At 65.6% G+C, this 17,870-nt stretch carries 14 protein-coding genes; 6 read left to right on the top strand and 8 right to left on the bottom strand.

Annotated features, from left to right (window positions below; translation table 11 throughout):
* Positions 1 to 43: 43 nt before the first annotated feature.
* Positions 44 to 991 (bottom strand): hypothetical protein, encoded by a 948-nt coding sequence (locus NLM27_RS12695; protein ID WP_254143614.1) that lies wholly within the window; start codon positions 989 to 991, stop codon positions 44 to 46.
* A gap of 418 nt (positions 992 to 1,409) precedes the next feature.
* Between NLM27_RS12695 and NLM27_RS12690 the strand changes: the two genes are divergently transcribed.
* Positions 1,410 to 2,606 (top strand): acetylornithine transaminase, encoded by a 1,197-nt coding sequence (locus NLM27_RS12690; RefSeq protein WP_254143613.1) that lies wholly within the window; start codon positions 1,410 to 1,412, stop codon positions 2,604 to 2,606.
* A gap of 103 nt (positions 2,607 to 2,709) precedes the next feature.
* On the opposite strand, the gene NLM27_RS12685 is transcribed toward NLM27_RS12690, so the two are convergent.
* The 3 genes from NLM27_RS12685 to pcsA form a co-directional block, all read right to left on the bottom strand.
* The gene (locus NLM27_RS12685; RefSeq protein WP_254143612.1) at positions 2,710 to 3,684 is read right to left on the bottom strand and encodes a quinone oxidoreductase; all 975 of its coding nucleotides are present in this window, start codon (positions 3,682 to 3,684) and stop codon (positions 2,710 to 2,712) included.
* A 169-nt stretch (positions 3,685 to 3,853) separates the two neighbouring features.
* Positions 3,854 to 4,588, bottom strand: coding sequence for a TerC family protein (locus NLM27_RS12680; RefSeq protein ID WP_254143611.1), 735 nt, complete (start codon positions 4,586 to 4,588; stop codon positions 3,854 to 3,856).
* The gene (gene pcsA, locus NLM27_RS12675; RefSeq protein ID WP_254143610.1) at positions 4,585 to 5,352 is read right to left on the bottom strand and encodes a phosphatidylcholine synthase; all 768 of its coding nucleotides are present in this window, start codon (positions 5,350 to 5,352) and stop codon (positions 4,585 to 4,587) included. Before pcsA ends, NLM27_RS12680 begins: the two co-directional genes overlap by 4 nt.
* Before the next feature lie 87 nt (positions 5,353 to 5,439).
* On the opposite strand from pcsA, the gene NLM27_RS12670 reads away from it, so the two are divergent.
* Positions 5,440 to 6,624, top strand: coding sequence for a UbiH/UbiF family hydroxylase (locus NLM27_RS12670; RefSeq protein ID WP_254143609.1), 1,185 nt, complete (start codon positions 5,440 to 5,442; stop codon positions 6,622 to 6,624).
* A 6-nt stretch (positions 6,625 to 6,630) separates the two neighbouring features.
* On the opposite strand, the gene NLM27_RS12665 is transcribed toward NLM27_RS12670, so the two are convergent.
* Positions 6,631 to 7,584: an AEC family transporter gene (locus tag NLM27_RS12665; RefSeq protein ID WP_254143608.1), complete on the bottom strand. Its 954-nt coding sequence runs from the start codon at positions 7,582 to 7,584 to the stop codon at positions 6,631 to 6,633.
* 106 nt (positions 7,585 to 7,690) lie between these two features.
* Between NLM27_RS12665 and hspQ the strand changes: the two genes are divergently transcribed.
* Positions 7,691 to 8,023, top strand: a complete 333-nt coding sequence (hspQ, locus tag NLM27_RS12660; RefSeq protein WP_008564941.1) for a heat shock protein HspQ — start codon at positions 7,691 to 7,693, stop codon at positions 8,021 to 8,023.
* 81 nt (positions 8,024 to 8,104) lie between these two features.
* Here the strand turns inward: hspQ and NLM27_RS12655 are convergent, their stop codons facing one another.
* Positions 8,105 to 8,920 carry an invasion associated locus B family protein gene (locus NLM27_RS12655; RefSeq protein WP_254143607.1) on the bottom strand — a complete coding sequence of 272 codons (816 nt, stop codon included), beginning with the start codon at positions 8,918 to 8,920 and terminating at the stop codon, positions 8,105 to 8,107.
* A 259-nt stretch (positions 8,921 to 9,179) separates the two neighbouring features.
* Between NLM27_RS12655 and NLM27_RS12650 the strand changes: the two genes are divergently transcribed.
* The 3 genes from NLM27_RS12650 (at position 9,180) to NLM27_RS12640 (ending at position 13,875) form a co-directional block, all read left to right on the top strand.
* Positions 9,180 to 11,060 carry an extracellular solute-binding protein gene (locus NLM27_RS12650; RefSeq protein ID WP_254148813.1) on the top strand — a complete coding sequence of 627 codons (1,881 nt, stop codon included), beginning with the start codon at positions 9,180 to 9,182 and terminating at the stop codon, positions 11,058 to 11,060.
* Between the two features lie 4 nt (positions 11,061 to 11,064).
* The gene (locus tag NLM27_RS12645) at positions 11,065 to 12,567 is read left to right on the top strand and encodes a class I adenylate-forming enzyme family protein (RefSeq protein ID WP_254143606.1); all 1,503 of its coding nucleotides are present in this window, start codon (positions 11,065 to 11,067) and stop codon (positions 12,565 to 12,567) included.
* 84 nt (positions 12,568 to 12,651) lie between these two features.
* Positions 12,652 to 13,875 carry a GGDEF domain-containing protein gene (locus NLM27_RS12640; protein ID WP_254143605.1) on the top strand — a complete coding sequence of 408 codons (1,224 nt, stop codon included), beginning with the start codon at positions 12,652 to 12,654 and terminating at the stop codon, positions 13,873 to 13,875.
* 49 nt (positions 13,876 to 13,924) lie between these two features.
* Here the strand turns inward: NLM27_RS12640 and mfd are convergent, their stop codons facing one another.
* Positions 13,925 to 17,443 (bottom strand): transcription-repair coupling factor, encoded by a 3,519-nt coding sequence (mfd, locus tag NLM27_RS12635; RefSeq protein ID WP_254143604.1) that lies wholly within the window; start codon positions 17,441 to 17,443, stop codon positions 13,925 to 13,927.
* The gene (locus NLM27_RS12630; RefSeq protein ID WP_254143603.1) at positions 17,440 to 17,730 is read right to left on the bottom strand and encodes a succinate dehydrogenase assembly factor 2; all 291 of its coding nucleotides are present in this window, start codon (positions 17,728 to 17,730) and stop codon (positions 17,440 to 17,442) included. The genes mfd and NLM27_RS12630 overlap by 4 nt, the downstream gene beginning before the upstream one ends.
* Positions 17,731 to 17,870 lie beyond the last annotated feature (140 nt).

Genomic DNA, 17,870 nt, shown 5'->3' with positions numbered 1-17,870 from the left:
TTCGGCGCGCCGGCTGGGCGGCAGCATCGCGGGAATCCGAGCTTCAGGATGCCGCCAGCCATTTCGGCACCCAGCGCTCCGGCCTTGGTGCGCGGGCGAGATCGGCCTTTGCTTCGGACAGCAGCGCCGGCTCGCCGCCGATGGTTGGGCGCAGATCATATTCGAAATTCGGCATGATCCGGCCGTCGGCATGGAGCCCGAACTGCATCGCGTACCACAGTCCGAGCTCGGGCTGGGCGCGGCGCATCTGCTCACGCAAATCGCGCAGCAGGGACTCGATCGAAGCGGCTTCCTCGAATAGCTGCGGTCCCTGCGAGAGCACGCGCGCCTGATATTGCGCGCCGACAATCGCGATCTCGAAACGCGTCTGGTCCCAGGGCTTCTTGCCCTTTGGCAGATGCGCCGCGAGCCGCCAGCCGAGCTCGGCCATCAGCCGGTGATTGGCCCAGTAGTCCTCGCGATCCCGGCTCCATTTTTCCACGAAACCGCGAAAGTCTGGCAGCTCTGATGATATATCGTCGGGCGCCGCCGCCTCGCCGGCCGGCCGTCTGGCGAGCCACTGCGCAAGCTCGACCGTCTGGCACGCGACCTCGTCACGCGGCTTCAGATCGCTCCAGGCGTTGTCGAATTGCTGCGACGTCAATTTTGCAAGCAGCCCGTCGAGGTCAGGCGCCAGCAACGCGTAGTCGCCCTCGGATCCTAGCCCAACGATCGGTGGATTGTCGCGATCCAGACCCGCGCCATACCAGCCACCGAGGACCGAGCCGTCCGGCAGCCGCATGAACAGCGAAAACCTGTCCCGCAGGGGACTGCCGTCGACGATCGGCGCGGAATCGGAGAACTGGCCTTGCAGCGAGAAGCAGCCGACGCTGCCCCAGGGGCGCCCCTCGAGCCAGCCGGCAAAGTCGACCAGCAGCCGTGGCGCTTCGATGCCCGGCGGAAAAGCGCCGCGAATGCTGTCGAGATCAATCGAATACGACGTATCGGACAAAGCTGAAAACTATCTTGTTGGTCCCGCCCCTCTTGGTCTGAGCCGCCATGCGTCCGGTTCGAACCAATTGGCGTCCTTCGATCACAAACGCGCCAGAGGCACAATGGTTCTCGTCAGCCGATCGATGAATTGCGAGTGACGTCCGCCCGCGACGGCACACGCCGAACGCGTGTTTTGCAAAACGTCTGCTTGACAAGTCCTGCCGTTCGGCTGTAGGGACGCGCCCCATGATCAACTCTCGGACCCACCGCCGCGCAGCTTTCCGTCGTCGCACCCGCGACGATGATGGGTTGCGCCATGTCCGACGACGACGCTGATCTACTAAATTCAGCTCAAGTTTTCGAGAAGGCCGCACCCGCAAAGTGCGGCCTTTTTGCTTTTCGCGCGCCTTTTCCACCCGCCTCCAGAGGAGTTCGACATGACTACCGCCACCCATCCGTATGACGTGCTGATGGACATCACCGCACGGCCCAACGCCGTGTTCGTCCGCGGCGCCGGCTCCTACCTGTGGGACGACAGCCGCAAGCGCTATCTCGACTTCGTGCAGGGCTGGGCCGTCAATTGTCTCGGCCATTCGCCCCCTTCGGTTGCCGACGCGCTTGCCGCGCAGGCCAGGCGGCTGCTGACGCCGAGCCCGGCCTTCTACAACGAGCCGAGCTTCAAGCTCGCGCAGTCGCTCGTCGACAACAGCGCCTTCGACCAGGTGTTCTTCGCCAACTCCGGCGCGGAAGCCAACGAAGGCGCGATCAAGCTCGCGCGGAAATATGGCAGCCTCCACAGAGGCGGTGCGTTCGAGATCATCAGCTTCGAGGGCGGCTTTCACGGAAGGACACTGGCGACGATGTCGGCCTCGGGCAAGAAGGCGTTCGAGCCGCTGTTCGAACCGAAGGTCGCCGGCTTCAAGAAGGCAAAGCTCAACGATATCACCTCGGTCGAGAAGCTGATCAACGACAACACCGTCGCCGTGATGATCGAGCCGATCCAGGGTGAATCGGGCGTGTGGCCGGCGAGCGATCAGTTCCTGCAGGAGTTGCGCGCGCTCGCCGAGGCACACGGCCTCTTGCTGATCTTCGACGAGATCCAGACCGGCATGGGTCGGACCGGCAAGCTCTTCCACTACGAGCACACCGGGATTTCGCCCGACATCATGACGCTCGGCAAGGGCATCGGCGGCGGCGTGCCGCTCGCGGCCCTGCTCGCGACCGAGCGCGCCTCCTGTTTCGAGCACGGCGATCAGGGCGGCACGTTCAACGGCAACCCGATCATGTGCGCGGCGGGGCTTGCGGTGCTCGAGGAGGTCAGCAAGCCCGACTTCCTCAAGATGGTCGCCGAGACCGGCCTGCTGCTCGAAAGCGAACTGCAAAAGGTCTCGGCCCGGCATGGTCTCGGCGGCGTGCGGGGACGTGGGCTCCTGCTCGCGCTCGACCTCAAGCTGCCGATCGCGCCTGGCATCGTTGCGCAGGCGTTCGAGGCCGGGGTGCTCCTCAACGCGCCGCAGGTCGACAGCTTGCGCTTCATGCCCGCGTTGAACGTCACGCGGGCCGAGATCGCCGAGATGATCGATTGCCTCGACGGTATCTTGACCAAGGCCGGCGCGGCAAGACGCGTCGCGTAGGTCTACCCTCGTCATTGCGAGGAGCGCTTGCGACGAAGCAATCCAGACTACATCCGCGGAGACAGTCCTGGATTGCTTCGCTTCGCTCGCAATGACGACAGATCTACGGCTTCAGGATCGACGCGCCCGTGGTCTTGCGGCTTTCGAGATCGATATGCGCCTTCGCGGCATCCTTCAGCGCGTACGCGTGATTGATCGGCACGTGCAGCTTGCCGTTGATGACGGCGGCGAACAGCGTGTCGGCGCCTTCCAGCAATTCCGAGCGCTTGCCGACATAATCGTTGAGCTTCGGCCGTGTCGCAAACAGCGAGCCGTGATTGTTGAGCTCGGCGATCGAGAATGGCGGCACGGGACCGGAGGCATTGCCGAACGAGACGAACATGCCGCGCGGCTTCAGGCACGATAGCGAGCCCGGGAAGGTCGCCTTGCCGACGCCGTCATAGACGACGTCGCAGCCCTCATTGCGACTGATCTGCTTGACCCGCGCAACGAAGTCTTCCTCGTTGTAGAGGATGACATGGTCGCAGCCATTGGCCTCCGCCAGCTCAGCCTTCTCGCGCGAGCCGACCGTGCCGATGACGTGAGCGCCGAGCGCCCTCGCCCATTGGCAGGCGAGGAGGCCGATGCCGCCGGCCGCGGCGTGGATCAGCACGCGGTGATGCGGCTCGACCTTGAAAGTCTTGTGCAGAAGGTACCAGACCGTGAGCCCCTTCAGCATCAGCACGGCGCCCTGCTCGTGGGTGATGTGGTCGGGCAGCTTGACCAGCTTCTCCCACGGGATGTTGCGCTCGCCGGTATAGGCGCCGAGATTGTGGTAGTAAGCGACGCGGTCGCCGGCATGGAAATGCGTCACGCCGGGCCCGACCGCGACCACCTCGCCCGAGGCCTCGTTGCCGGCGATGAAGGGCAGCCCCGGCGCCTTGTAGAGGCCGGTGCGGTAATAGACATCGATGAAGTTCAGGCCGACCGCGTGCTGGCGGATGCGCACCTCGCCGGGCCCGGGCGCCGGCACGTCGACGCTCTCATAGACCAGGGCTTCGGGGCCTCCGACCTTGTGCACACGGACGGCTTTGGTCATCACCTGACCTCCTCTTCTCGCCCCTAGAGCCCCGTCCCAATCGGAACGGGGCTCTAGATTCTAGTTTCTGACGCGTCTTCGTGACGCGAACCGGTATCCACTTCGCTCGAAAACGCTCTGAGCGAAAGGCATCGCGCCCGCCTTGTCAACTCGGCGCGAGCCACGGCCGTCAGGCTGCCGGCTTGCCGGTTTTCCTGCGGTTGCGCTTGGCCAGCACGTTGAAGAATTCGACCGCCGCCGAGAACGCAATCGCGAAGTAGATGTAGCCGCGCGGAATATGGAATTGGAATCCGTCCGCGACCAGCGCGACGCCGATCAGCACCAGGAACGCGAGCGCCAGCATCTTGGTGGTCGGATGCTCTGCGACGAACCGCGACACCGGCCCCGACGAAATGTACATGATGAGGCAGGCGATCACGACCGCTGCGACCATGATCTCGATGTCCTGCGCCATGCCGATCGCGGTGATGATCGAGTCCAGCGAGAACACGATGTCGATGATCACGATCTGGACGATCACCCAGAAGAAGGCGTTGCCGGCGGACTTCTCGTCGCTCTCGCCGTCATCGGCCTCCACCTCGGCGTGAATCTCGTGCGTCGCCTTGGCGATCAGAAACAGGCCGCCGCCGATCAGGATGAGATCGCGCCAGGAGAAGTCGTAGCCCTTGAAGGCAAACACCGGCGCGGTCAGGCCGATCAGCCAGACCAGAAGACTGAGCAGAACGATGCGGAAGATCAGCGCCAGCGCCAGCCCGATCTGGCGCGCGCGATGCGCCTGCTTCTCCGGGATACGCGAGACGATCACGGACAGGAAGATGACGTTGTCGATGCCGAGCACGATCTCGAGCGCGGTCAATGTCAGCAGCGCGGCCCAGGCCTCGGGGCTGGTCAACAGCTGCATCATCCGAACGATCTCGCCAGCCGGATCAATGCGTCGCTGAAGCTGATCCAGAGCGCGATGGCGCAGAGCACCACGGTCACGCCGGTGCCGACGCGGAAATCCATCTCCAGGACGTAGAGTCCGAGCAGCGCCCAGATCGCGATCAACGACATCGTCAGCCAGCGCAGCCGCACGACGCGGACCGGATGCAGCACGTGGAACGGCACGAAGGTCAGCACGACGAGCGCCGAGACCAGCAACGTCGACCACAGCGGCGGCCAGTGCAGCAGGAACAGGTAGAACGCCGCCGCATTCCACAGCGCAGGGAAGCCGCGGAAATGATTGTCGTCGGCCTTCATGCGCAGATCGGCGAAATATAATGCGCTGGTGACGATGATGGCGATGCCGAGCAAGGGAGCGGCCACCGGCAGCAACAAACCGCTGGCCACGATCGCATAGGCCGGCACGAAGACATAGGTGACGAAATCGACCACGAGATCGAGCACGTCGCCCGACCAGTTCGGCTGCACGTTCTTGACGTCGAGCCGCCGCGCGATCGGACCGTCGATCGCATCGATGATCAGGGCCACGCCCAGCCACTGAAACATCGCCGCCCAGTGCTCGCGCACGGCCTCCAGCATCGCCAGCAGCGCAATGGCGGCGCCGAAGGCGGTGAAGATATGCACCGAGAAGGCCGCGGCGCGCATCGCCGGTCTCGGCTTCAGGGAATCCTGCTGGCTATCCATGGCTTCTGCTATCAGAACGAGACCGATTTGCACATAAGCCATTGCGGCGCCCGGTCGCACAATTCGTCATAAAATCAGGGAAATATAGCTGGGCTTGAATTTGCCGCCGGGCGTGTCAATTGTCGTTCCATGACAGGCGCATCGACACTCCATGACGCCGCCGTGATCGGCGGCGGACCGGCCGGACTTGCAGCGGCGATCGCATTGGCGCAGGCCGGTGCGCGGACCGCGCTGGTGGCGCGGCGCGTGCCCTATGCCGACAACCGCACCACCGCGCTGTTGGGCGCCTCCGTCGATCTCCTGGAAACCCTCGACGTCTGGTCGCGCTGCAAGGACAAGGCGGCCGCGCTCGAGGTCATGCGCCTCGTCGACGACACCGGCCGGCTGTTCCGCGCGCCCGAGGTCCGGTTCTCCTGTCACGAGATCGGTCTCGACGCGTTCGGCTACAACATCGACAACCGTTCGCTGATGCTGGCGCTCGAAGAGCGGGCGGCCGAACTTCCTCACCTCGCCCGCTTCGACGACGAGGCCGAAAGCGTCGTGATCGAAGCCGACGACGTCGCCGTCCGCACGACCTCGGCACAATTCCTCTCGGCCCGGCTTGTGGTCGGCGCCGATGGCCGGCATTCGCTGTGTCGCGAGGCTGCCGGCATCGCCGTGACGCGGCGCGAACTGACGCAGACCGCGCTGACCTTCAACGTCGGACACGCGCGGCCGCATCGCAATGTCTCGACCGAGTTCCACACGCCGCACGGTCCCTGCGTGTTCGTGCCCCTGCCCGGCGACCGTTCCAGCATCGTCTGGGTCGCAGCACCCGCGGAAGCCGAACGGTTGCGCGGCCTGAGCGACGAGGAACTGTCGGCCGCGATCGAGAAACAGTCGCATTCGATCCTGGGACGCATGACGGTCGAGCCCGGGCGCAACCTGTTCCCGTTGGCAATCGAACGTCCAAAATCCTTCGGCTGCGACCGCATCGCGCTTGTCGGCGAAGCTGCCCATGTGGTTCCCCCGATCGGCGCCCAGGGCCTCAACCTTGGCCTCCGCGATGCCGCCGACGTCGCCCGGCTCGCAGGCGAGGCCATCGCAGCGGGCCAGGATCCCGGAGCGGGCGATGTGCTCAAGCGCTACGACCGGGCGCGGCGTCCAGACATCTTGAGCCGAACCTTTGCGATCGACATCGCCAACCGCTCCCTGCTCAACGATTTCCTGCCGCTCCAGCCGGTCCGCGCCGTCGGCATGCACCTGCTCGGCGCCATCGGCCCGCTCCGGCGCTTTGCGATGCGTGAGGGCCTGACGCCGACATGGCGCAGGTAAGCCCACTCACGGAAACACCAGCCGGCCGCTCTGGATCGCCCACATCACGCTGGTCAGCGTGACCACGGAGGCGAAGGTGCCGAGCAGCACCGCGACGGAGGCGGATTCGATCCAGGCATCGTTCTGCCGGGCTATCACGAACACATTCAGCGCTGGCGGCAATGAGGCCATCAGCACCGCGGTCGCGGCCCAGGGCTGCGCGAATGGACCGAATGCCAGCATCAGGCCGAACGCCGCGAGCGGATGGATCAGCAGCTTGACAGCAATCACGCCCGGCACCTCCCACGGCACCCGGTCGAACGGGCGCAGTGCCACGGTCACGCCGAGCACGAAGAGTGCAGTCGGAGCAGCTGCGTTCTGAAGAAAGGTGATGGTGCGGTCGAGCGCGACCGGCAGCTCGATATGCAGCGCCGCGACCGCCGCGCCGAAGCAGGCCGACATGATCAGCGGATTGAGCACGATCTGCTTCAGCACGACGCCGAAGGCGTGCACCAGCGAGGGATGGTCGCGGTCGGAGAGCTCGATCAGCAGCGGCACGATCGTGAACAGGAAGATGCTGTCGCAACAGAAGATCAGCGCGGTCGGCGCCGAGGCCTTCGGCCCGAGCACCGCGAGCGCCAGGCCCGGCCCCATGTAGCCGATATTGCCGTAGCCGCCGGACAGGCCCGCGAGCGTCGCCTCGCGCAGCGTCAGCCGGCCCAGCACCTTGCCAACCACCAGCGCCAGCGTGAACGCCGCAACTGTCGACAGCGTTGTCGCGATCAGGAACGGCGGGTTGTTCAATTCCGCAAACGGCGTCTTCGACATGATCGCGAACAGCAGCGCCGGCAGCGAGACGTAGAGCAGGAAGAAGTTCATCCAGGCGAGGCCCGATTCCGGCAAGGACTTGACCTTGCCGCAGGCAAATCCGACGAAGATCAAGCCGAAATAGGGTAGAGCCAGATTGAGGATATCGACCATTGATGAAGTGTTTTCTCAGGACTTGGGGGCTATCCGCCCCTGACGCGAAGGTTAATTCCCGACAAGGCCACTAGCATCGGCCACAATCCTGGTCTATCGACGGGGGATGATTAAAGCGAGGACCGCCAAATTCCAGATCGGACAGGTCGTGCGCCACCGGATCTTCTCGTTCCGGGGCGTGATCTTCGACATCGATCCGGAATTCAACAACACCGAGGAGTGGTGGCTGTCGATCCCCGAGGAGGTGCGGCCCCACAAGGACCAGCCGTTCTACCACCTGCTCGCGGAGAACGCGGAGTCGGAATACGTCGCCTATGTCTCGGAACAGAATCTGCTGCCGGATGATTCCGGCGAGCCGGTCCGGCATTCCCAGGTTGCCGAGATCTTCATCAAGGACAAGGCCGGCGGCTACCGGCCGCGCAACCCATCGCTGAACTAGAACTTCGCCGCTAGCAGGCGACGAACAAAAAAAGGCGCTCATATGAGCGCCTTTTTCGTGACGTCCGGGATTTGGTCCCGCTTATTTCTGGGCAGTCGGCGGTGCGCCGGGGACAGCGCCACCCTGCTCGAGCTTCTTGCGCTGCTCTTCGGCCTTCTTCTGAAGCTCTTCCTGAAGCTTCTTCTGATTTTCCTCGAACACCTTCGGATCGGTCGGCGGACCGTCATAAGCTTTCTGGAATTCGCCGGCGAGCGGCAGCGGCAGCGTCAGCGGCGCTCCGTTGGCATTGATCGCCTGGACAACGAGATTCTGGCCCTTCTTCATGTTGTTGATGAGTTCGGGCGTAGCCTCGTAGTCCGACATGCAGCCGTTCTGGAAGCAGATCACATACGGGCTCTGCAACGGCGCATTGTTGTCCACGATGATGCGGGTGCCGTGCACGAGCTGCATGCCGAGCGGCAGCGTCACGCGCAGGATCTTCTTGGGCTCGCCTTCCGGCTCGATGATCACGGCGGCGATGACCGGCTGCCCCGATTCGATGCGGCCGTCCTTGCCGGTGAAGCAGACCTGCTTGGCATTGGCGTCCTGACCCTTCAGGCAGAACTTGGTCCAGGGGGCGTAGATCAGCTGGATCTGCTGATCGGCCGGCTGGGCCGCGCCCTGCTGCGGGGCGCCCTGCGCGGGAGCCTGCTGGGCCTGCGGAGACGCCGCGGGCGCCGGGGCCTTGGGGGCAGCCTTCGGAGCGGCTTTCGGGGCCGGAGCCGCCTTAGGGGCACCCTGGGCCGGCGCCGGGGTCTGGGCCTCGGCGGCAAACGGAACGGCCAACGCCGTCGCCGTCAACAAGGCGAGAAGTCGCCCGCGCGGCCGGACGGACGCGGCCAAGTAACAGAAATTCATTGCGGAAAACCCTTTCTGAACGGGAAGTGCCCGAACCGCTCCGAAGCGCCGAACCTAGCCGCCTTGGGCGCGGCTCTCTCCCCGTCAATTGAGGCGGATAAGTGACGGGCTCGGCGCTCCTGCGCGATTGACCGCCTTTTAGCGTGGCCGACGAAAAGATCAATGCCGACAGGCGTCTTTGACCACATCCTCAGCTGCGCCCCGGGAAATTCCCTGTGATAGGATTCAGGGCCCCCGGTCTTCGAATCAACGTGTGCCGATGTTCATGTTCCAGCGCCTCTTCGAGGGCCCCGGACTCCGCCTCTGCCGTCTCGCCCGGGCTCTCGTCTTGGCTCTCGTCTTGGCTCTCGTCTTGGCCCTCTCCGTCGGGCTGTCGGCGGGCGTCGCGCGGGCCGAGGAAGCCTATGCCATTGCCATGCACGGCAAGCCGGCGATGCCTGCCGATTTCACCCATATGCCCTACGTCAATCCGGATGCTCCTAAAGGCGGCCGCATGACCTGGGGTGTTCTCGGCACCTTCGACAGTCTCAATCCCTTCATCGTGAGGGGATTGGCCGTTCAGCAGGTGCGGAGCTACGTGGTCGAGAGCCTGCTCGCGCGCGGTCAGGATGAGCCGTTCACGCTTTATGGCCTGCTCGCCAGGACCGTCGAAACCAACGACGACCGCACCTTTGTCACGTTCCGCCTCGATCCACGCGCCCGCTTCTCCGACGGCAAACCCGTGCTGGCCGAGGACGTGCTGTTCTCCTGGCAGCTCTTGCGCGACCACGGCCGTCCCAATCATCGGCAGTATTACGCCAAAGTCGCGAAGGCCGAGGCGCCCGATCCCCTCACCGTCCGCTTCGACCTCACCGACGCCAATGACCGCGAGCTGCCACTGATTCTCGGCCTGATGCCGATCCTGCCGAAGCATGCCGTGGATGTCGCCAGCTTCGAGGAGACGACGCTGACGAGCCCGGTCGGCTCCGGCCCCTATCGCGTCACGGCGGTGAAGCCAGGCGCCAGCGTGACGCTGACCCGCAATCCCGACTATTGGGGCCGCGACCTCCCGATCAATCGCGGGCTCTACAATTTCGACGAGATCAGGCTCGACTATTTTCGCGAGGCCAACGGCCAGTTCGAAGCCTTCAAGCGCGGCCTCTATGATTTCCGTGTCGAGCACGAGCCCCTGCGCTGGCACGACGGCTATGATTTTCCGGCCGCGCGCAGCGGTCAGGTGATCCGCGAGACCATCAAGCCGGGGGTCCCGCAGCCTTCCGAATTCCTGGTGTTCAACACCCGCCGTCCGATCTTCGCCGACATCCGCGTGCGCAAGGCGCTGACGCTGCTGTTCGATTTCGAGCTGGTCAACCGCAACTATTTCTTCGGCCTCTATTCGCGCGTCGCCGGCTATTTCGCCGGCTCGGACCTGTCGGCCTATGGCCGCCCGGCGGATGCGCGCGAGCGTGAGCTGCTGAAACCCTTCGCCGCACAGATCCCGCCCGACATCATGGACGGCAGCTACCACCTACCGGTCACCGACGGCTCGGGGCGCGACCGCACCACGCTGCGCGCCGCGCTGAAACTGTTGTCGGAGGCCGGCTACGATCTCGACGGAACCGTGCTGCGCAACCGCGCGACCAAGGCGCCCTTCAGCTTCGAGATCATGGTCACGACCCGCGACCAGGAGCGTATCGCGCTCGCCTTCCAGCGCGACCTCAAGCGCGCCGGCATCGAGACGACCGTGCGCTCGGTCGATCCCGTGCAGTTCGATCAGCGCCGGCTCGCTTACGAGTTCGACATGATCCAGAACCGCTGGGACCAATCGCTGTCGCCCGGCAACGAGCAGTATTTTTATTGGGGCAGCGCTGCCGCCGACAATCCGGGCACGCGCAACTACATGGGCGCCAGGGATCCGGCCGTCGATGCCATGATCGCCGCCCTGCTGGAGGCCCGTGAACATACGGATTTCGTCTCGGCGGTGCGCGCACTCGACCGCGCCCTGATCTCCGGCTTCTACACAATCCCCCTGTTTAACGTATCCGAGCAATGGATCGCGCGCTGGAATCGGATAGAACGGCCAAAGGCCACTTCGCTGTCCGGCTATTTGCCGGAGACCTGGTGGTCGAAAGGGCAGCCGCAAGCTCATCAAGCAAAGTGACGCCGTGAACCAGCCAGCCGTATCGCCGACGCTCGACACGCTGTTTCAGCGCACGCTGACCCGGCAGCCGCACGCGACCGCTCTGCTCGATCCCCTCAACAAGGCGCGCGTGACCGGGCACCAGCCGCGACGGATGAGCTATGCCGAGGCCGATACGGCCATCGAGGCACTGTCGGCGTATTTCGTCGAATCGGGGCTGCCGGCCAATTCCGTCATCGCGATCCAGCTGCCCAACACGGTCGAGTTCGTGCTGACGGTGCTTGCCGCCCATCGCGCCGGCCTCGTCGTCGCCGTGCTGCCGCTGCTGTGGCGGCATGCGGAACTGACCGCCGCGCTCAACCGCACCGCGGCGCGCGCCATCGTCACCATGAGCACTGTCGACGGCGTCGGCTATGCCGACCTTGCGATGAATGCGGCCGCGGAAGCCTTCTCGATCCGTCACGTCTGCGGCTTCGGCACCGACCTGCCGGAAGGCATGGCGTCGCTCGACGACGTGCTGGCGCGGCCGCCCGGCACCACGCGCACCGTGATCCAGGACGGCCGCAAGGCGGCGATGATCTCCTTCGACGTCACGGCAGAAGGCTTCCGTCCGGTGCCGCGGCCGCATTTCAGCCTGATCGCCGGCGGGCTGGCGATGTCGCTGGAAGCCGACATCAAGCAGGGCGCGACCGTGATGGCGGCGTTCGCGTCGATGTCGTTCGCGGGGCTGGCCTCCTCGCTCGCGGTGTGGCTGCTCTCGGGCGGCACGCTGGCGCTGCATCATCCCTTCGAGAGCGAGGTGCTGGAGCAGCAGATCAACGAGCACGAATGCGAGGTGCTGATCGCGCCGGCCCAGCTCGCGCTGCGCCTCGGCGATTCCGACCTCGCGGCGCGGATGCCGACCTTGCGCAACGTCATCGGCCTCTGGCGCGCGCCCGAGCAGGTCGCCGCAAGCGATGCCTGGATCGCGCCGCATGCGCCGCTGACCGACATCTATCTGTTCGGCGAGGCCGGCTTGTTCGGCGCCCGCCGCGGCGAGAACGGCATGCCCGTGGCTGTGATGCCGGGACCGCACGGCGCCCCGCGCGAGCAGTCCGGCTCCTCGATCGCCGGCGAGATCCTGCTGACGCCGAAGGGCACGCTCGGCCTGCGCGGACCGATGGTGCCGATCGCGGCCTATGCCCCGCCGCAGCCCGTCGGCGAGACCCTGATCGCCCAGCCGCCGCGTGACTATGCCGACACCGGCTATGCCGCCCGGCTCGACCGTCCGAGCGGCGCGATCTGCATCACCGCGCCGCCCTCCGGCATCATGGCGGTCGGCGGCTATCGGTTCCTCTCCAACGATCTCCAGGAATGGGCCCGCCGGCTCGGCCAGGGTGCCCTGCTCACCGCGCTGCCCGACCGTCTCTCCGGGCATCGGCTGGCAGGAAGGGCCCAGGACAATGCCCGCGCCCGCGAGGCACTCAACGAGCTCGGGCTTAACCCCCTGATGGTCGAGGCCTTTCGCGACCGCTCCGGGCCGGCTTGAGCGCAGTTTCGACCGATACGTTGACGCAGCATTAAGGCGGTCACTCTAGATTGCGCGGCACCATTGCGTGATCAGAGTATCTCGATGTCCCAGGCGGGCCCGATCCTGTTTGTGTCCAATACCGGGCGCCCCGCCTTCGTTGCGGCGCTGGACGAGGCCCGGCTCTTTCCCGTGGTCGACACCGACTGGGCCAGCGCGGCACGCGCGATCGAGCAGGTGCAGCCGGCCGCGGTTCTCGCTGCGATGTCCGGTGGGCATGAGCCGCACATAGCGGTCTTCGCGAAGAAGATCGCCAGCCAATCGCCCTACCTTCCCTTCGTGGCCATGGATGCCGCGAGCGCGCTGCCTCCCAACGCCCTGCCCTTTGCCTCACGCGGCGGCAATCCCGACCGCCTGATCGCGCGGCTCCGCGCCGCGCTACGCGTGCGCACCCTTCATGCCACCGTCCTGCGCCGGCTGCCGGAAGCGACGATCAGGCTGCCGGAGGCTGATCCCGCGCGCGATGCCACCGTGCTCCTGATCGGTCGCGGCGCGGCCTATCCCGCGCTCTCGGTGGCGCTCGGCGAGCGCGTCGGCGTCATCGGCGCGCTCTCGATCGAGGCCGCCGCGAAGCACCTCAACACCCGCGACCTCGACGGTGTCGTGCTCGCCGAAGGTTTCACCGCACGCGTCACCGATGCCTTCCTGACCGTGCTCGCCGAGGACACCCGCTTCCGCAACCTGCCCGTCGTCGTCACCGCACATCAGCTCGCGCAGAGCTACGATCTGCCCAATCTCGAGCTGATATCGGGCGAGCCGGCGAAGGTCGCGGCCAATGCCCTGCCGCTGATCCGCCAGCATGCGATGGAAGCGCAGCTGAGCCGCACCCTGCGCTCGATCGACGCCGGCGGCTGGCTCGATCCGCGCAGCGGCCTGCTCACGGTGGAAGCCTTCGCCCGCGATTTCGCCAAGGCGGTGGAGCAGACGCTGGCCCGCGGCGGCGGCCTCTCCGTCGCCCGCTTCGCCTTCGATCCCAATAATCCCCGCGCCCAGCTCGACGCCGCGCGCATCCTCAGCCGCCTGATGCGGCAGATGGATTTCGGCACGGCGCAGAAGGACGGTTCGGTGATCGTCGTGTTTGCAGAAACGGATTTCCGCACCGCGCACATGATCGCCCGCCGCCTCTCGGCGGTGATGCGGCACACCTCCAACGGCAAGCACGAGATGCGCAGCGATCCCGTGGTCAGCGTGGATTCGCTCTCGCCATCGGACACGGCAAGGTCGCTGCTGGCGCGGCTGTCGGCCGATGCGTCAAGGGCGGCGTCGTAGACTTCTCGCGGGCTGTCGCAACAAACACCGTCATTGCGAGATTAGGGCCTCACGCCGCCTTCTTGCTCTCCGCGAGCTGCGCCAGCTGGCGCATGATTTCCGTCGTGCCGGTGAGACGCTCTTCCGGGGTCTCCCAGTCCTGGAGAAATACCACCTTCATGTCGGGCCGCACCTTGGCGGCCTGGCCGTAGCTGCGGATGAAGGTCACGAGGCGATCGGGATAGGCGAAGGAATTGTCGCGGAAGACGATGACGGCGCCCTTCGGGCCCGCGTCGATCTTCTCGACATTGGCCCTGCGGCAGAACGCCTTGATCGCGGCGACCTTGAACAGGTAGCGCACCTCGTCAGGCAAGACGCCGAAGCGGTCGCGCATCTCGGCGCCAAAATTCTCGATCTCCTCCTCGGTGTCGAGATCGGCCAGACGCCGGTACAGCGACAGCCGCACCGAGAGGTCGCTGACGTAATCCTCCGGAATGAGCACGGGCATGCCGATGGTGATCGACGGCGACCAGCGGTCGGCAGCGGGCTCGGAGACGCCGGCCTTGAGGTTGACGATCGCCTCCTCCAGCATCGATTGATACAGCTCGAAGCCGACCTCCTTGATGTGGCCGGACTGCTCCTCGCCGAGCAGATTGCCGGCGCCGCGGATGTCGAGGTCGTGCGAGGCGAGCTGGAAGCCCGCGCCGAGCGTCTCCAGCGATTGCAGCACGGTGAGCCTGCGCTCGGCCTGCGCCGTGATCTTCTGCTGCGCCGGCAGCGTGAACAGCGCATAGGCCCGCAGCTTGGAGCGGCCGACGCGGCCGCGCAGCTGATAGAGCTGCGCCAGGCCAAACATGTCGGCGCGATGGACGATCAGCGTGTTGGCGTTGGGGATGTCGAGCCCGGACTCGACGATCGTGGTCGACAGCAGGATGTCGAACTTGCCGTCGTAGAACGCCGTCATGATGTCCTCGATCACGGCGGGCGGCATCTGGCCATGCGCGACCGCGACCTTCATCTCCGGCACGTTCTTGTCGAGGAAATCCTTGACCTCCGCGAGGTCGTCGATGCGCGGCACCACGTAGAATGCCTGGCCGCCGCGATAGCGTTCGCGCAACAGCGCCTCGCGGATCATCAAGGGATCGTGCGGAGCAACGAAGGTGCGGACCGCGAGGCGATCGACCGGGGGCGAGGCAATAATCGAGAGTTCGCGAACGCCGGTCAGCGCCAATTGCAGCGTGCGCGGGATCGGCGTAGCCGACAGGGTCAGCACGTGCACCTCGGAGCGCAGCGCCTTCAGCCGCTCCTTGTGGGTGACGCCGAAATGCTGCTCCTCGTCGACGATGACGAGGCCAAGATCGCGGAATTTGATGGCCTTGCCGAGCAGCGCGTGGGTGCCGACGACGATATCGACCGAGCCGTCGGCAATGCCCTTCTTGACCAGGTTCAGCTCCTTGGTCGCGACCAGGCGCGAGGCCTGCGCCACGTTCACCGGAAAGCCCTTGAAGCGCTCGGTGAAGGTTTTTGCGTGCTGGCGCGCAAGCAGCGTGGTCGGCACCACCACCGCAACCTGCTTGCCTTCAAGCGCGACGGCAAACGCCGCGCGCAGCGCCACCTCGGTCTTGCCGAAGCCGACGTCACCGCAGATCAGCCGGTCCATCGGACGGCCGAGCTCGAGATCCTTCAGGGTGGATTCGATGGCCCCTAACTGGTCCTCGGTCTCGTCATAGGGGAAGCGCGCGCAGAACTCGTCATAGAGGCCCTGCTGCACCGGGAGCTTGGGCGCCTCGTGCAGATGGCGCGCGGCGGCGATCTTGATCAGCTCGCCCGCGATCTCGCGGATGCGGTTCTTCAGCTTGGCCTTGCGGGTCTGCCACCCGCTTCCGCCGAGGCGATCCAGTTCGACCGTGGTCTGGTCGGAGCCATAGCGCGACAGCAGCTCGATGTTCTCGACCGGCAGAAACAGCTTCGTTTCGGCAGCATAATGCAGCTCGAGGCAGTCATGCGGCGCGCCGGCGACGTCGAGGGTCTGCAGGCCGATGAAGCGGCCGATGCCATGATCGACATGGACGACGATGTCGCCGGCGGTGAGGCTCGTCACCTCCGAGATGAAATTGTCGAGCTTGCGGCTGGCCTTGCGCGGCCGCACCAGGCGGTCGCCCAAAATGTCCTGCTCGCTGATGACAGCGATCTCGTCCGTCTCGAAGCCGCTCTCCAGGCCGAGCACGGCAAGCATGGTCTCGTTGCGCGGGGTCGCCTGTACCGTCCGCCAGCTGTTGACGCTGGTGGTGTGGGCCAGCTTGTGGTCGCGCAGCATCGAGGTCATGCGGTCGCGCGAGCCTTCGGTCCACAGCGCGATCACGACCTTCTTGCGCTGGGCGTGCAACGCCATCACATGCGCAACGACGGATTCGAACACGTTGACGGTGGTGTCATTGCGCTCGGGTGCGAAATCGCGGCCCTTGCGCGCGCCGGCATCGACGACGTCAGTGCCGTCGGTGGGCACGGAGAACGGCGTCAACCGCGCCAGCGGGACATCGCCGAGGCGCTTGCCCCACTCTTCCTCGGTCAAATAAAGCCGGTCAGGCGGCAACGGCTTGTAGATGGCGCCGCCACCGGGATGCTCCATCGCGTCGCGCCGGGCCTCGTAATAATCGAGGATCTGCTTGAAGCGCTCGCGGACGGCGTCCTCGGCCTGCGGCTCGATCGCGACGGCCGCGCCTTGCAGATAGTCGAACAGCGTGTCCATCCGGTCCTGGAACAACGGCAGCCAGTGCTCCATGCCGGGATGGCGGCGGCCCTCGCTGACGGCCTCGTACAGCGCATCGTCGCGCTCCGGCGCGCCGAACTCGGCGACATAGCCCATGCGGAAACGGCGGATGGTGTCGGTGACGAGCTGGAATTCCGAGATCGGCACGAGGTCGAGCGAGCGCATGTCGAGCAGCGTGCGCTGGGTCTCGGCGTCGAAGGAGCGGATCGATTCCAGGCTGTCGCCGAAGAAGTCGAAACGCACGGGCTGGTCGAGACCCGCTGGAAACAGATCGAGGATGCCGCCGCGCACGGCGTATTCGCCGGGCTCGCGCACGGTCGAGGAGCGGTTGTAGCCGTTGTGCTCGAGCCAGGCGACGATGGTGTCCATCGGCACCACATTGCCGGGGGCGACCGACAATGCCTGCGCCGCGACGAGGTCGCGCGAAGGCACGCGCTGCACGACGGCGTTCACCGTCGTCAGCACGATCAGCGGCTTGTCGCTACCAGTCAGGGACGCAAGCCGCGCCAGCGTCGTCAGGCGTTGCGCCAGGATGCCGCCATGCGGCGAGACGCGGTCATAGGGCTGGCAGTCCCAGGCCGGGAAGATCAGCACCGGCAAATCCGGTGCGAAGAAGCGCAAGGCACGTTCGAGCTGCTGCATCCGCGGCCCGTCGCGGCAGACCACCGCAAGGCTGACCGCCGGCTTCTTCGGCCGCGCCGCGATGGCGCGGGCGAGATCGGAGACGACCAGGCCTTCGGCGCCCTCGGCGACATTGGCAAGCGTCAGCGCGCGGCCGGGCGTGAGCAGCTCGGCCGGAGATTTCATTCCCTGTTTCATGCGTCGCGGTCCGCGATCGGGAAGGCCTTGATGCGGGCAAACAGCGCGCCGGTGACCTCAGCCGGCAGCACCTTGTCGCCGATAATGGCGGCATAGAGATCGGGATCGTTGACCTCAAGCAGGCGCTCGAGCTCGCCGAGCTCAGCGTCGGACAGATTGCCGATCTCGGCATCGGCGAAGCGGCCGAGGATCAGATCCATCTCGCGCGTGCCGCGGTGCCAGCAGCGGAACAGAAGCCGCTTGCGGCGGTCGTCCAGTCCGCTGCTCGATCGTGTCGTTCCCGTCATGTCTCAAATCCAGTCAAACGCAGAAAGCCCGGACGTGCCGGGCGGGGGTGATATAGCCACTCGGACCGGCCCTGTCAGCCCTTTGTTGTTGCAATTGTTTATGGTCGTCATTGCCGGGCTTGCCGTCTTCGCAAAGCTTC

Origin of the sequence: Bradyrhizobium sp. CCGB12, from assembly GCF_024199845.1 — a bacterium.
In the GTDB taxonomy this organism is placed as follows: domain Bacteria; phylum Pseudomonadota; class Alphaproteobacteria; order Rhizobiales; family Xanthobacteraceae; genus Bradyrhizobium.
This window is presented reverse-complemented; position numbering and strand designations above follow the sequence as displayed.